The sequence below is a fragment of the Vibrio sinensis genome (assembly GCF_003605645.1).
In the GTDB taxonomy this organism is placed as follows: Bacteria; Pseudomonadota; Gammaproteobacteria; order Enterobacterales; family Vibrionaceae; genus Vibrio; species Vibrio sinensis.
Genome location: NZ_QVMU01000016.1, coordinates 79,640 through 95,525 on the forward strand (window position 1 = coordinate 79,640; position 15,886 = coordinate 95,525).

The 15,886-nt window shown below is 43.3% G+C and carries 12 protein-coding genes and 1 pseudogene; 4 read left to right on the forward strand and 9 right to left on the reverse strand.

Annotated elements, in window-relative coordinates; genetic code table 11:
• Positions 1–121 precede the first annotated feature (121 nt).
• On the reverse strand, positions 122–1,579 hold the full coding sequence (locus tag DZ860_RS15660) for a hypothetical protein (protein ID WP_120033077.1): 1,458 nt from the start codon (positions 1,577–1,579) through the stop codon (positions 122–124).
• A gap of 259 nt (positions 1,580–1,838) precedes the next feature.
• Between DZ860_RS15660 and DZ860_RS15665 the strand changes: the two genes are divergently transcribed.
• The gene (locus tag DZ860_RS15665) at positions 1,839–2,837 is read left to right on the forward strand and encodes a substrate-binding domain-containing protein (protein WP_120033079.1); all 999 of its coding nucleotides are present in this window, start codon (positions 1,839–1,841) and stop codon (positions 2,835–2,837) included.
• Positions 2,838–2,950: 113 nt separating this feature from the next.
• On the opposite strand, the gene galM is transcribed toward DZ860_RS15665, so the two are convergent.
• From galM to DZ860_RS15695, 6 genes are all read right to left on the reverse strand, one after another.
• On the reverse strand, positions 2,951–4,006 hold the full coding sequence (gene galM, locus DZ860_RS15670; RefSeq protein WP_120033111.1) for a galactose-1-epimerase: 1,056 nt from the start codon (positions 4,004–4,006) through the stop codon (positions 2,951–2,953).
• 91 nt (positions 4,007–4,097) lie between these two features.
• On the reverse strand, positions 4,098–5,255 hold the full coding sequence (gene galK / locus DZ860_RS15675; RefSeq protein WP_120033082.1) for a galactokinase: 1,158 nt from the start codon (positions 5,253–5,255) through the stop codon (positions 4,098–4,100).
• Positions 5,256–6,005: 750 nt separating this feature from the next.
• Complete coding sequence (locus DZ860_RS15680) at positions 6,006–7,058, reverse strand: UDP-glucose--hexose-1-phosphate uridylyltransferase (protein WP_120033085.1); 1,053 nt, start codon at positions 7,056–7,058, stop codon at positions 6,006–6,008.
• A 93-nt stretch (positions 7,059–7,151) separates the two neighbouring features.
• Positions 7,152–8,171, reverse strand: coding sequence for a UDP-glucose 4-epimerase GalE (gene galE, locus DZ860_RS15685; RefSeq protein WP_120033088.1), 1,020 nt, complete (start codon positions 8,169–8,171; stop codon positions 7,152–7,154).
• A 616-nt stretch (positions 8,172–8,787) separates the two neighbouring features.
• A complete protein-coding gene (gene add / locus DZ860_RS15690; protein ID WP_120033090.1) occupies positions 8,788–9,933 on the reverse strand; it encodes an adenosine deaminase in 1,146 nt (381 codons plus the stop codon).
• Between the two features lie 61 nt (positions 9,934–9,994).
• Entirely contained in the window at positions 9,995–11,263 is a 1,269-nt protein-coding gene (locus tag DZ860_RS15695; RefSeq protein ID WP_120033093.1) for a NupC/NupG family nucleoside CNT transporter, read from the reverse strand.
• Positions 11,264–11,570: 307 nt separating this feature from the next.
• Here DZ860_RS15695 and deoD point away from each other — a divergent pair, with 307 nt between their 5' ends.
• Genes deoD through mtnA form a run of 3 tightly spaced genes read left to right on the forward strand, consistent with a single transcriptional unit; the run spans position 11,571 to position 14,190 of the window.
• A complete protein-coding gene (deoD, locus tag DZ860_RS15700; RefSeq protein WP_120033096.1) occupies positions 11,571–12,278 on the forward strand; it encodes a purine-nucleoside phosphorylase in 708 nt (235 codons plus the stop codon).
• Between the two features lie 8 nt (positions 12,279–12,286).
• Complete coding sequence (gene rhaD, locus DZ860_RS15705; protein WP_120033099.1) at positions 12,287–13,090, forward strand: rhamnulose-1-phosphate aldolase; 804 nt, start codon at positions 12,287–12,289, stop codon at positions 13,088–13,090.
• A 2-nt stretch (positions 13,091–13,092) separates the two neighbouring features.
• Complete coding sequence (gene mtnA / locus DZ860_RS15710) at positions 13,093–14,190, forward strand: S-methyl-5-thioribose-1-phosphate isomerase (protein ID WP_120033102.1); 1,098 nt, start codon at positions 13,093–13,095, stop codon at positions 14,188–14,190.
• Between the two features lie 217 nt (positions 14,191–14,407).
• On the opposite strand, the gene pdxY is transcribed toward mtnA, so the two are convergent.
• Together pdxY and DZ860_RS15720 are read right to left on the reverse strand one after the other, a co-directional pair.
• Complete coding sequence (gene pdxY / locus DZ860_RS15715; protein ID WP_120033105.1) at positions 14,408–15,295, reverse strand: pyridoxal kinase PdxY; 888 nt, start codon at positions 15,293–15,295, stop codon at positions 14,408–14,410.
• Between the two features lie 346 nt (positions 15,296–15,641).
• A pseudogene (locus DZ860_RS15720) lies at positions 15,642–15,886 on the reverse strand (beta-eliminating lyase-related protein); the annotation flags it as partial.

Consider the following 15,886-nt stretch of genomic DNA (forward strand, 5'->3'; position numbering starts at 1 on the left):
GGTGATGATTTAGAGCGAATACCAAAAGGGCTTGTCATTGCGACAAGCCCTTTTCCCATCTCTACGCAATCATTATTCTACATAGAGTTAACTGAGTGGAATGTATCAACCTAAATACAAATTAGTAGCATTCATAACCATTTAGTAGCTCTCCCAGTGTCATCGGACGCTCAAAGAGCCCAAGAAGTTGCGCCGGTGTTTTACCGTTTCTATGTGGCCAACAGAAGTTATAATAACCCGTGTAGATATGGAGCCAATCATTGATAGATTGCTCGTTCAAAGTTGTTCCTAATGAACGAAAGAAATCACTTGCTGATGCTAAATAATGCTCCACACTTTCCAAGCTATTTTGTTCCAGTAAAGATTGCCATGTCTCACGAGGAAGATGCGGGCCTTTAATATGGCACGCCCCTTTAGTCTTACCTTGATTCGAAATAAAGCCCCATTTATCTTGCCACCAGCCAACTTGACGAATATTGAGGGCTTCTCTATCAAACCAAGTCATTTCGCGAGCACTTTCACGATAGTAAAAGAGATGATCTTCGCCACTGACTAACTCTTCCAATGACGCATTTAAGTAGGCATTTCTCAATAGTGTATCTTGTTGAACGAAATAGTATCGGCGCGATTTGTGATTCATTCTCTTACGTAGCATTAACGCATGGGAAAAACAGGTCAAATAAGGCTGCATCACTTCACCTTTATGACTGTGTTGCACTGTTCGTCCATCACTGGTTGGGTCAAGGTAGTTACTACGTGCCATAATACGCTCATACTGCGCGGTAATATCGGCCAGTAAATCAATATCCGTCTCTTTCATATCAACATAATGATTTAAAGTTTGGATAGTGCTGGTTTCAAGTAAGCACTCCTCTGACATCTGTGTGATGATATTGGAATCAAACGCAACAATATAACCACTTGGGTTATGTGCGGTCGCCACCAGCATTGTGCCTTGATTCTTACCAATAAATTGATATCCAGTCGCAAGGTGTACTTCTTCCGTTTGACGAAAAAAAGCGTCTTCTTTGACATGAGCAATATATTTTAAGCGCTCTACCATAGCACGTTGATGCTTGTAGAATGTTTTGGCGGTTATTCCAAGTTTTTGACATATGTTACGTACGCCAAATGAATAAACCATGCCGTAAAACATCGCATTTTGCGTTTCACTGTGTGTATTGACATAAGAGAGTTGATCAGTAAATACCGTACTGCAAGAACGACACTGATAGCGCTGCTTTTGAGAGTTGGTTTTACCAAACGATCGGTAATCCTCAGGATGTATATGTACTGCTCGTTGATGCGATTCACACTCTATTTTTGGACATGCTGTCAACGATAACGCGTGATAGCGTTTTTGATGCTCTATCGTCTCATACACTGCACGATTATTTATGATCTGCGGATAAGCGCCACATTTAGGGCAAAAATAGATATTGAGTGCTTTATTATTTGGTACCAACTGATACAGACTGACATCGCTTCGACCAAAATTTTCGCACCCTGTCGATACGCAGTAGTTAACTTGAATCCCTTTAAAAGGGTTAGGAAATACTTGATTAATGTCCTGAACCACTCGCCCTCCAGCTCATCTTTCGCACGGGGTCGTATTATGAACAGAGCCTCTTCACTCGGCAAGCATTGTGCTGTTTTTTTTATCCTCCAGCGCCCACGATTTCCAGCAAAAATAGATAACGTTTACATCACAAATAAAACTTAAAATACAATAATTTAAAAGATAATAGACACACCTTACACTTGCTACATTTGCACTCATTACACAAAGCGTGTCTAATAGATAAATAATATGCTCAATCCTCCAAAAGGTGTTTTCCATGGCAACAATTAAGGATGTCGCAAAAGAAGCAGGTGTATCGGTAGCGACTGTTTCTCGAGTGATCAATAAATCTCCTAAAGCGAGCCAGATTTCGATCGATAATGTCACTAAAGCCATGGCAAAACTCAACTATCGTCCTAATGCTGCAGCACGAGCGTTAGTCAATCAAACGACCACTACCATGGGCGTACTTGTTGGTGATGTTTCTGACCCATTTTTTGGCTCCCTTATTAAATCAGTAGACGGGATCGCCAGAGACAATGGCAAACACTTGTTAATTGGAAATGGTTATCACAACGCTGAGGATGAACGTCGCGCACTAGAAATTTTGATCAATAGTCGCTGTGAAGCGATCATTGTTCATGCGAAAGGTTTGTCTGATGAGGAGCTGATTGGATACGCTCAAGAAGTTAAGGGAATGGTATTTATTAACCGCCACATTCCTCAATTAGCTGAACGTTGCATTTCTTTGGACAACCGCAAAGGCGCCTATCTAGCAACGGAATATTTGATTCGTCACGGACATCGAAAAATTGCCTGTATTTCTTCAACTCACAATATCGAAGATACGGTACAACGGAAAGATGGATACCTAGCAGCTTTAAGTGATCACGGCATCGAGTTATCCAAGAGCTATATCGAATATGGTGATCCAAACAGTGATGGCGGCGAAATCGCCATGACCAACTTACTCTCGAAATCTTTAGATATAACCGCTGTCGTCGCCTACAACGACTATATGGCTGCAGGCGCTCTGACGACGCTTGATCAAAACGGTTTCAAAGTGCCGGAAAGTATTTCTATGGTTGGTTTTGATGATGGTTTGATTGCCCGATTTGTTCATCCCAGCTTAACTACGGTTCGCTACCCCATTGAAATCATGGCGGAACGAGCCGCTAACCTTGCTTTAGCCATTTCCCGCGATGAAGTGATTGAAGAAGAAACCGCAGTCTTTACTCCTACATTGGTGCGCAGAAATTCGGTCCATCAGCGATAATAAATAGCAGCCATTTAATTAGAAAAATGCGTTATTCGTTAGAAAACAAAAACGCGACCTCTTTATGGTCGCGCTTTTATTGAGGGAAAATCAGTGTAAAACCCTCCTTATAGTCAACATTCAAACTGATACGTTGTTTGATATTGATATTCCTGATCCGGCTCAAGAATGCAATTTGATTGGCCATTCAACTGCAGCCACTCCAAATTATTAGGAGAGTCTGGCAAGAACTGCGTTTCCAATGCTAGACCAGCATAATCGCCATATACTCCGCCACTTCGATTCGGAGCTCCAGCTAACCAATTTCCGGTATACAGTTGCATCGCCGGTTTATCTGTCTTCACATATAAACGTACCTGTTCATCAGGTGACATCACCATTGCGATAGGCTCACAAACATCCCGTAATGCTGTAAATAAGTAACTGTGATCATACCCTTTAGCCGATATTTGCTGATTATCTTGCATAAAATGCGTTGAGATTGTTTTTCCTACACGAAAATCAAACCCTGTTCCAGCTACTGATTCAATCACACCAATGGGAATTCCAACCCCATTGGTCGGTACAAATTGCTCTGCATTAATTGCTAGATAGTGTGAAAGACAATCTTCTCCTGACTCTGCCCCTGCTAAATTGAAGTATGCATGATTGGTTAAATTAACCGGTGTCGCTTTATCACTTTTGGCGAAATAAGAAATCTTCACTTGATTGCATGAAGTCAGTTCATAACTAACCGAAACACTCAAATTGCCAGGAAAACCTTGATCACCATCTGACGACAATAAACCAAACGTCACCCTACTTTGGGATTGCGCTTCAATCGTCCAGCGACGCTTATCGAATCCCTCTTCACCACCGTGTAAACAGTTTCCAGATTGATTGGTTGAAACTTGGTAAGTCACATCATGAAGATCAAACCGTCCTTGTGCGATACGGTTAGCGTACCGACCAACCGTTGCGCCCATATAATTATGTTGGCGCTTAAAATCAGCCATGGTTACATTACCAAGTAACACCTCTCGCTTTTCGCCACTCGCTAAAGGTAAAACACAGCTTAACCAAGTCGCACCAATATCCATCACCACCAATCGCATGCCACTTTGATTGGTTAATTCGACCAATTTTGCTGGCTTACCATCAAACGCAGGAGTTTGAGTCATTGAATCCATTAGTGTTGTCACAAGGGATGATTCTGGCTCAATCATAGATACTGACGTAGGCGTCGATGTAAACAACGGCTGATTCATCATTATCTCCTTATTAAACCATCACTAAGCCTGCGCCATCTTTCGCTTGGCAGACATAAATCGATTCTTTTAGCCCAGTAGCTGCTCGGTATTGAGCCTCAACTGCCGTCTGGATTTGTGCGACCAATTCTGGTGGACAAAGGGCTACTATACAGCCACCAAAACCGCCACCTGTCATGCGAACCCCGCCTCGCTCGCCGATCACGTCTTTGACGATATCAACTAAAAGATCGACTTCTTTCACCGTGATTTCAAAATCATCGCGCATTGAGGCGTGAGACTGAGCCATCAATTCGCCCATTCGTTTCATATCATTCGCGCGCAGTGCATGAGCGGCTTCAACAGTGCGATCATTTTCTGTGATCACATGACGAGCTCGTTTTGCGACCATGTCATCCAACTCCGTGACTTTGGCATTAAACTGCTCAATAGTGACATCACGTAGTGCTTTAACACCAAAGATTCGCGCAGCTTCTTCACACTGTTCACGACGAGTGTTGTATTCGCTATCAACCAAGCCGCGCTTCTTGTTCGAGTTTATAATCACAACAGAAACATCTTTTGGCATAGAAACAGCTTGAGTCTCCAAACTGCGGCAATCTAGCAACATAGCGTGATTTTCACGACCTTCTGCTGAGATCATTTGATCCATAATGCCGCAGTTGCAGCCAACAAATTCGTTTTCTGCTTGCTGACCGTTTAGCGCGACTTCAGCTTGGCTAATTTCTAAGTTAAACAACACCTTAAATGTTTGACCAATGACTACTTCCAATGCCGCAGATGAACTCAACCCTGCCCCCTGAGGCACATTGCCGCTTACTGAAATATCTGCACCGGTGAATTGATAGCCACGAGCAAGAAGACACTTCACCACGCCACGAATGTAGTTCGCCCACATTTTATTTTGTTGGAATGTAATTTCTTGAGTGATATCGAACTCATCAACAGCATTACCATAATCCACGGATACGACGCGCACTAAGTTATCTTCACGCTTTGCCGCAGCCACAACGGTTTGGTAGTTGATCGCACAAGGCAGCACAAAGCCATCGTTGTAATCCGTATGTTCACCGATTAAGTTCACACGCCCAGGCGCTTGAATAATGTGGCTCGGCGCATAGCCCAACACTTGTTCAAAAGATGTTTTCACGTTTTGGATTAGATCAGACATAGTAAATTCTCAAAAAGTTGTTATTGGTTTAACGGGTGTAACCCCACCCTAACCCTCCCCTTAWCAAGGGGAGGGTACAAAAAGCTCAATCTGGTCCTCCCCCTTGCCAAGAGGGAGTTAGAGGGGGTTATCCCAAAGCCTCAAGCTACTTACCCCACCCTAGCCCTCCCCTTATCAAGGGGAGGGTACAAAAARCTCRATCYGGTCCTCTCCCCTTGCCAAGRGGGAGTTAGAGGGGGTTATCTCAAAACCTCAAGCTACCTACCCCACCCTAGCCCTCCCCTTAATAAGGGGAGGGAACTAAAAGCTCAATCTGGTCCTCCCCCTTACCAAGGGGGAGTTAGAGGGGGTTATCCCAAAGCCTCAAGCTACCTACCCCACCCTAGCCCTCCCCTTAATAAGGGGAGGGAACTAAAAGCTCGATCTGGTCCTCTCCCTTATTAAGGGGGAGTTAGAGGGGGTTATCTCAAAACCTCAAGCTACCTACCCCACCCTAGCCCTCCCCTTAATAAGGGGAGGGAACTAAAAGCTCGATCTGGTCCTCCCCCTTGCCAAGGGGGAGTTAGAGGGGGTTATCCCAAAGCCTCAAGCTACTTACCCCACCCTAGCCCTCCCCTTAATAAGGGGAGGGAACTAAAAGCTCGATCTGGTCCTCCCCCTTGCCAACGGGGAGTTAGAGGGGGTTATCTCAAAACCTCAAGCTAACTACCCCACCCTAGCCCTCCCCTTAATAAGGGGAGGGAACCGAAATTATTGTTCCTTGTAATGCACATCACTTAGGTCACGCAGACGCTGTGCCGCTTGTTCTGCGGTCAGATCGCGCTGCGATTCTGCCAACATTTCATAACCCACCATGAATTTACGCACTGAAGCGCTGCGTAGTAGTGGTGGATAGAACAGTGCATGAAGTTGCCAATGCTCAATGTCGGTCCCCTCTTCAAAGAATGGTGCGTAGTGCCACCCCATCGAATATGGAAATGAACACTCGAACAAGTTGTCATAACGGCTGGTCAGTTTTTTGATCGCCACGGCTAAATCATCACGCAACTCAGCGCTTAGCTCACTCATACGGCGAATGTGCGTTTTAGGTAGTAACATGGTTTCAAAAGGCCAAGCAGCCCAATATGGAACGACCGCCAACCAATGCTCTGTTTCTACAACAATACGGGAACCATCTTTTAATTCAGCCTGCACATAATCCACTAACAGATTACGACCATGTTCTTGGTAGTACGCCTTAAGATTCTGCTCTTTACGCTCAATCTCATTAGGTAAGAAACTGTTCGCCCAAATTTGACCGTGTGGATGAGGTTGAGAACAACCCATGGTTTCACCTTTGTTCTCGAACGCTTGAACCCAGACATAGTCTTTCCCTAACTCTTCGATTTGATCATTCCACGTATCAATCACTCCACGGATTTTATCGACAGGTAGTTCAGGTAACGTTTTGCTATGGTCAGGAGAAAAGCAAATCACTCGACTTAATCCTCGTACACCTTGAGTTTTGAATAGCGGATTATCCGACTCTGGCGCGGCAGGAGAATCTGTCATCAAGGCAGCGAAATCATTCTGAAATACATATGTACCTTGGTAATCTGGGTTTACGTCGCCGGAGATACGTTCATTCGTTGGACAAAGGAAACATTTGCCATCATAGCTTGGTAGTTCATCCGTAGCTGGCTTCTCATCTGCACCACTCCAAGGACGTTTTGCACGGTGAGGAGACACCAAGATCCATTGCCCCGTTAGTGGGTTGTAACGGCGGTGTGGGTGATCGACAGGGTTAAATTCAATATTCGACATCTTAATTACTCAACTTCTAAATTTTTAGTCTCTGCATTTCGCAATAAAACGGGAGTTACAGTTAGGCATAAATGGACCACGCTGCGGCTTTCATTACACAGAGGTGTAACCGTTCGGATTGTTTGACTGCCACTTCCATGTATCGGCACTCATTTCAGCTACATTGCGCGTCGCTTTCCATCCCAATTCACGCTCGGCTTTTTCGGTGGCTGCCCAGCACTGAGCAATATCACCAGCACGACGCGGACATATTTCATAAGGCAGGGACGTACCACAAGCCGCACTAAATGCTTCAACCATATCAAGTACACTCGATCCGGTTCCTGTTCCTAAGTTGTAGATGTGTAATCCCGCTTTACTGCCAACGGCATTAAGGGCAGCAATATGACCATCCGCCAGATCCATAACATGAATGTAATCACGAACACCGGTACCATCATGAGTCGAATAGTCATCACCAAAAATAGATAATTTTTCACGACGACCAACAGCAACTTGAGCAATAAAAGGCATTAGATTGTTAGGAATACCTTGAGGATCTTCGCCCATAGTGCCCGACGGATGAGCGCCGACTGGATTAAAGTAACGCAGTAAGGTAATGCTCCAATCACTTTGTGCTACGAACAAATCACTTAGACATTGCTCTACCATGTATTTGCTGCGCCCATATGGGTTGGTTGTTGCGCCAGTAGGAAAACTTTCAGTAATAGGTACGCTCGCTGGGTCACCATAAACCGTCGCAGATGAACTAAATACGATACTTTTTACGCCCGCTTTTTCCATACAGCGAGCCAGTACTAGAGAGCCATTAACGTTGTTGTCGTAGTATTCCAATGGTTTTGATACGGACTCACCCACAGCTTTCAAGCCAGCAAAATGAATCACTGCTGCAATGTCATGAGCAGAGAAGACAGAATCAAGAAAGGCTTCATCGCGAATATCACCGTGATAAAACAACGGTGCTTTTCCTGTTAATGCTTCAATTCGGCCAAGAACCGCTTCTTTTGCATTAAATAGGTTGTCGACAATAATCGGTTCAATACCGGCTTCAAGCATCTGCACACAAGTGTGACTGCCGATATACCCCATACCACCTGTAACAAGAACTTTCACGATCGTTTCTCCTACCCAAGATGAACTGCATACAAACCAAGCGCGAGATAAAACCCATTGGCTTATCAAATTAAGGCAAGTTTATCAGTCAATCTCCTCTCAGATCCGTGATCAACTCCACATCAGTGTAAACGTTTACACAAAGACACAAAAAAAGCCTTTTGAGAAAGAACTAAAAGATGGAAATTTCTTATAAATCCAGAGAGCTATTCTATTGATTTAGAGCATCAAAAAGATTAATCATCTCAATAAAAACAATGGATTTAATTAATTTAGATAATGCGAAGTTAATCAATTAACACAAATGATATTCATGATTTACCTCGCCAGGCAATCGGAGCATCCATTATGGAAAACGTTTTCATTAATTGGCTATTTTTGACTAATGTGATGCAAGAACAGAGAGCACATAAGATACAGAATCAAACGAATATCACAGCCATACTTGGAATTATCTTCGACCTAAATATTCAATGTTTGAGAGGGAATAAATAGAAAAAACCCCCGTATTACCTTAAGTAATATGGGGGTTTTATTGTTCGGTTTTACGATTTTTTGTTCGGTGTTAATCGCTCAATCAGATAAGCAATATCACTAAAAAACAAAAATACTGTAATTACAGTGGCTTATGCTGACATCTTTCCACTAAGCGATCACGTAATCCACCTTGTGCAAGACCATCACATTGCTTCTGTAATTCCTGCCAATCTTGCTCGGTAAACGTTGCGTAAACTTGTTCAATCAAGCTCTGCTTAACCGACTCTTCGACGAAAGCGGCTTCCAAGGCACATAAGGTGACATCAAGCAATTCTACTCTTGAGAAACCAAATTGCTGCGCTGCGATTCGGTATTCTTTACCAATATCAGTACCAAACAAACCAGCATCATCAGGGTTTAAGGTTACACGAACACCACGATCATAGAGACGACGAAGTGGGTGATTTGCCAAGTCTTGGCCAAGTTCAGAGACAAGAATACGGTTACTAGTTGGCGCAACTTCAAGGGTGATCCCCTCACGTACTAGCAATTCCATCAACTCATCATCTTTTGCTGCTGCAATACCATGACCAATACGTTTTGCGCCAAACTTTAATGCTTCACGAATACTTTCAGGACCACAAATCTCCCCCGCATGGTAAGACTTATTAAGCGCTAGCTGCGCCACAAGATCATGAACAAACGTAAAGTCTTTAAACTCTCCAGCCATTTCATTACCAGCAATGTTAAACCCTGTAATGCGTTTACGGGGCTGTTGCTGAATAAATGTCGTGCTAAGGTTCATATGCTCAAGACTCAAGTGGCGAACACCACACGCTTGTAGACGTGTTTCCGTACCAAACTCTTGTTTTACCTCATCCATCGCACGCTCAATCGCGTCCATAAGTTGATGGTAACGCTCGGCATCCAATTCACCTTTCGCCTCATCAAAACAAAGATGGAACGCTGAGGTAATGATCTCACAATAGATCATTCCATGTTGAGCGTTACGTGTCAGGTAATCTTTAATGACACGGTAGTAATCATCTGCATCGCGTACCAATGCAGCAACAATATCATAAGCTGTAACAAACGCGCCAAAATCAGATTCATCATAGCAATAACGACCATTCGGGAATTCATTACGATCGAATTCACCCTCTGGGTAAATAAAACCCTCTGGCAAAGTCACTTGATGTTTTTCTGCAAGCAAAACCGCCATTTCTGGCGTAACTGTACCTTCAATATGTTCGTGTAGGACAACTTTAAGAAGAGTGTTATTCATTGTAATTATCTCTCTATTATGATGATTAAAAAAATCCCGCTGGAAAGCGGGATTTTTTCGGTTAACTTAACCCGATGAATAGACCAGCGATTGTGGCCCCCATCAAGTTAGATAGGATACCAGCAATTAACGCTTTCACCCCGAGTGATGCAATTTCTGAACGACGTTCTGGCACCATGCCACCAATACCACCGATAGCAATCGCAACCGTACCAAAGTTCGCAAAACCACACAGAGCGAAAGAAACAATAACCTGTGTACGTTCGGACATTGGCATACCTGTCGCGCTTACGATCGCATCGCCGCTCAAGTAAGGAGCAAGGTTAATATAAGCGAAGAATTCATTGATTACGATTTTCTGACCAATGAACGAACCCGCTAAGGTCGCTTCATTCCATGGCACACCCATTAACCAAGCAATCGGAGCGAAGACATAACCTAGCACCAATTGTAAGCTTAGGTTTTCAAAACCAAACCAGCTCCCAACGCCACCAAGCATTCCGTTAAATAGTGCGACTAAGCTGACAAATGACAACAGCATCGCACCCACACCGATAGCAAGGGATACACCACTCATTGCGCCTGATGCTGCGGCATCAATGATGTTCGCTGGTGGATTTTCATCTTCCGTACCGTGATCTTGCTCGATGACTTTTTCGGTTTGAGGAATCAGTAGTTTAGCAAAAAGAAGACCACCTGGAGCTGCCATAAATGACGCAGCAAGTAGGTACTCCATTTTCACACCAAGTTGAGCATAACTGGCAAGCATAGTACCTGCAATTGATGCTAGACCACCACACATCACTGCAAACAACTCTGAACGAGTCATTTTAGGCATGTAAGGTTTGATTAGAAGAGGGGCTTCTGTCACACCTAGAAAAACGTTAGCAGTCGCTGACATTGATTCAGCTTTACTAGTTTTCAGCAATTTCTGTAAACCGCCCCCTACCCATTTAACGACAAATTGCATAATGCCAAGGTAGTAAAGGACTGCCGATAAAGAGGAGAAAAACACGATGATAGGCAGTACTTTTAGCGCAACGACAAAACCGCCACTACCAAAAAGTTCATACATCTTATCACTAACTAGGCCGCCAAAAAGGAACGCAATACCATCATTGCTGTAACCAACAACAGCGGATACGCCACTGGCCATGCTTAGAATAATGCTTTGACCGATATCTGAATAAAGAACCACTCCCCCGAGCGCAAATTGAATAAAAAAGGCTAAGCCAATTGTTCTAAAATTGATTGCCTTACGATTTTCTGATGCTGCATATGCAACACCCAGCAAAGCGGCAATCCCAATAATACTGATGACTGTTTCCATGTTATGTACCCATTTTATTGAGTTTTGTATTAAGAAGACTCTCTCATATCCAATGAAATGAAAGACGTGATGAATAACTCATTTTTTTTTGACTTTCAGCGTCAATAGCTACGCGTTATCGTTTGCGCGCATTATTCCTCGAAAAACGAAACATGCAACTTTTATATCAACTCATATCGATAACAATTATTTTGCTTACACTTATTGGCATAAAAAATGTGACGAGAATCACCAAAACAAACCCGTTCAAATCTAAAATGGCGTCAAACAACTATGACCCAAACAACAATGACAAGGGGATATACACATGGCGCTAGCAATTAAAGCTAATCCTAACGATTTTGCAGAAACCGTGATCATGCCGGGCGACCCGCTGCGTGCGAAATTCATCGCTGAAACGTATTTAGAAGATGCCGTTGAAGTGAATAACGTACGAAATATGCTGGGTTACACTGGTACGTACAAAGGTAAACGCCTTTCGGTTATGGCTCATGGTATGGGTATTCCCTCTATCTCTATGTACGCTTATGAATTGATCAAAGAATTCGGTGTTAAAAACCTGATTCGTATCGGTTCATGTGGCTCAGTTCGTGACGACATCAACTTAATGGATGTTGTGATTGCGATGGGTGCAAGTACAGACTCCAAAGTTAACCGTGACCGCTTTAAGGGCCACGATTTAGCCGCGCTAGCTGATTTCGGTATGCTAGAAACTGCCGTTGCAACTGCCCGTGAAAAAGAGCTGAATATTAAAGTCGGTAACGTTTTCACTGCTGACCTTTTTTACGGCCCAGATCCTGAAATTTTCCAAACTCTTGAAAAATACGGCATCGTTGGTGTTGATATGGAAGTGTCTGGTCTTTATGCGGTAGCGGCTGAGTTAGGTGCAAAAGCGTTGGCACTATTAACCATTACTGACCACATCAAAAATGGTGGCGCATTGTCTATCGAAGAGCGTGAACTTTCATTGCATCAGATGATTGAACTGTCACTTGATACTGCGATCCAGTTGTAGGAGTCACCATGAATTGGTCTAAACATCCTCTGGTTCGCGATATTGTCACTACCGCGAATATGCTGACAAGTCGTGGCTGGGCAGAAGCATTCGCAGGCAACATCAGCGTTTGGTTAACTGACGAACAACGCACGCAATTACAACTCGTTGAGGTCGATTCACCTTGGGTCGCTCTACCTGCGGCTGTGCCAACAATGGCAAATCAAACTTTCATCATTTCAGCCAGTGGCGCAATGATGCGAGCTTTGGGTGATGCGATTGAGCAACATATCGGTGTTATCGAGTTAGATGCTCAAGGTGAAGCGTATCGTATTCTGGCTGGCTATCAAAATGGTTCACGCCCAACCAGCGAATTGATCACTCACCTTAAAGTACTGTCTAGCCGCCAAGACAACCAACGCGTTGTGATTCATACCCATGCAACCAGCTTAATTTCAATGAGCCTTGCACTAAAAGGCGACAGTGAGAGCTTTAGTAAATGGTTGTGGAGCGTAAGTGCTGAAGCAATGTACTTCTACCCAGATGGTATTGGTGTTTGTCCTTGGGCAATCGCCGGCTCGGTTGAGTTAGGCAACTTATCAGCAGAACTGACGAAAAAACATCGTTTGGTGCTTTGGCCAGCTCATGGCGTACTTGCATTAGGTACCGATTTAAATAACGCACTAGGTTTGATTGAAACCGCAGATAAAGCGGCAGAAATTTACAATCAATTACTGGCGATGAATCGCTTTGAAAACCTACTTACTGAACCGCAACTGTTAGAGTTAGCCAATGCATTTGGTGTGACTCCTCAATTCCAGCTAGGAAATTAATTATGAAAATCGACGGCAAACAATATCGTTCTATTTGGCTGGCAGAAGACACCACCAGCATTCATATTTTTAACCAAGAAAAGCTACCTTACGAGTTTGAAATTCTAACGCTTTCAACAATGGAACAAGCCGCTGAAGCGATTGTTTCAATGAAAGTACGTGGCGCACCTCTGATTGGTTGTGTCGGCGCATACGGTATGGCATTTGCAATGTCACTGGACAACAGTGATGAATCTATTGAGCGTGCTTACCAAGTATTGGTTGAGACTCGCCCAACAGCGATCAACCTAAAATGGGCATTAGACCGAGTTTGTGCTCGTCTGCGCGCAGTATCACCAGAGCAACGCCTAGCAGTTGCTTATGAAGAAGCTAACATCATCTGTGATGAAGACGCTGAGATTAACCACAACATTGGTCTGAACGGTCTTGAAATCATTCGTGAGATCGCAGCGAAAAAAGCACCGGGTGAAACAGTGAACATTTTGACTCACTGTAACGCAGGTTGGTTGGCGACAGTTGATTGGGGTACAGCAACAGCACCAATGTACCTAGCTCACAACGAAGGCATCAAGATCCATGTTTGGGTTGATGAAACTCGTCCACGTAACCAAGGCGCTCTAACCTCATTTGAATTAGGTGGTCATGGCGTTCCGCACACATTAATTGCTGACAATGCTGGCGGTCACTTAATGCAGCACGGTGAAGTTGACCTTGTGATTGTAGGAACGGACCGCGTAACCGCTCGTGGTGACGTGTGCAATAAGATTGGTACTTACCTAAAAGCACTAGCAGCCAACGCGAACCAAGTACCTTTCTACGTAGCACTGCCATCACCAACCATCGATCCAACGGTGTGGGACGGTGTGAAAGAGATTCCAATTGAACAGCGTAATGGTCGTGAGCAATCACACGTTCAAGGTATCGACGCAAATGGTCAACGTAGCTTTGTTGATATAGCACCAACCGGTACGCCTTGCGGCAACTACGCATTCGACGTAACCCCAGCTGAATTGGTCACTGGCTTAATTACTGAGAAAGGCGTTTGTGCAGCGAATAATGATGCACTAAAAGCGATGTTCCCAGAAATCATGCAAGGCTAATGAACCAAAACAATAAGTGCCCCAAATAAGTTACCTAGATAAGCCCTGAAGAGTATTAGGCGTGTCATTATCGTTAAGGCTCAACATGATCATATGCTTTCTGTTCTTCAGGGATTCTTTATTTTGAACTTCTTAGGGGCTTAATATAACGAAGCCGTCCATCGAGTTAACTTGATGGGCGGCTTTTTATAATATAAGAAAAACTGACGGGGTATCGTTAAATCGAGTAGTAACTGAACGAATTATCTTCTACACATTTACCCAATTCAAATTTCTCTGTGGGTTCAACGATCTCATCTTGGGCCGCAATCGTTTGAAGCTCCCACTCTCCAAGCTCATGTGTTTTCTTAACTACAGCATAAGCAGCTTCATTACTGTGCTTAAATGCGCGAATTACAGACCACTCTTTGAGTAACCCAGCTGTAAATAATGAAGAAATAAGATCACCAACGCCCACCAATGGTTTATCAAAATCTAATTGTGGTCGCTGGGCAATATAGCACTGGTCGTCAAATGCGATCATCATTGAAAACTTGTTGTCCGAGATTGAATATAGATGCTTCACCAATACAATTTGAGGACCTAGCTTCAATGCGGCTTTACACGCAGTAACAGCATCAGAGAGACTATTGATCTCCATACCAACAAACTGGCTCAGTTCAAACTGATTCGGCACAATCACATCTGCCATTGGCATGAGTTTTTTTAATAAGAACTCCGCAATACCTTCACTGACGATACAGCCTTTATCGGGAGCTCCCATCACAGGATCACAAACATAAATCGCCGTTGGATTCTGAATTTTTACTTTTCTAACGATGTCGACAATCATTTCGCATTGTTCAACACTGCCTTGATAGCCCGTTAGAATTGCATCACAACGTTTTAAGGCTCCGATTTTTTCTAAGCCCTGAGTTAACTCATTAATATCTGATGCTGGAAATGCAGTTCCTGTCCAACCTTCAGAATATTGGGTATGGTTTGAAAACTGAACTGTATGTATGGGAAAGACTTCAAAGCCCATTCTTTGTAGCGGAAAAACGGCGGAGCTATTCCCTGCATGACCATAAACAACATGACTTTGAATTGAAATGACACCACGCATTATTAGCACCTCTAAAATTATTAATTATTCGAATCCACACTTACAATCCACAATCACAAAAATATCATTTACAACAGATATATATATCACCAAAAATGTTGCTATTTTAAATACCAACACCACATTAGTGTTAACTATAAGTAAAGTGATTGCTTATAACATTTAACTTAATAGCAATGGGATAAATCAGACTATTTTTATATCTAAATAATTTCATCTTAGAATGGAGTTAGATCACCAGAGAGGTTTTTACATTACCTTCTAGCTTTAAAATCACTTGGATATAATTTTTATTTATATGATAAATAACCCCCCTAATAAATTAGGGGGGTTATAGGATTAGCGATTATACGTATTCAAAGCGTGCAGTGAAGAAACGTAATTGCTTAGGCTCGTATACAAACTCTAGACCTTTAATTTGGTCACGTTGTTGGTAAAGACGAATGATGCCTTCTGCTACAACGTCCATGTGTGCGTAAGTGTATACACGACGTGGAATAGTTAGACGTACTGTTTCTAGCATTGGACGGTGGTGATCACCGGTCACTTTGTTACGTCCAGCAGATACGATACCACGTTCCATTGTACGTA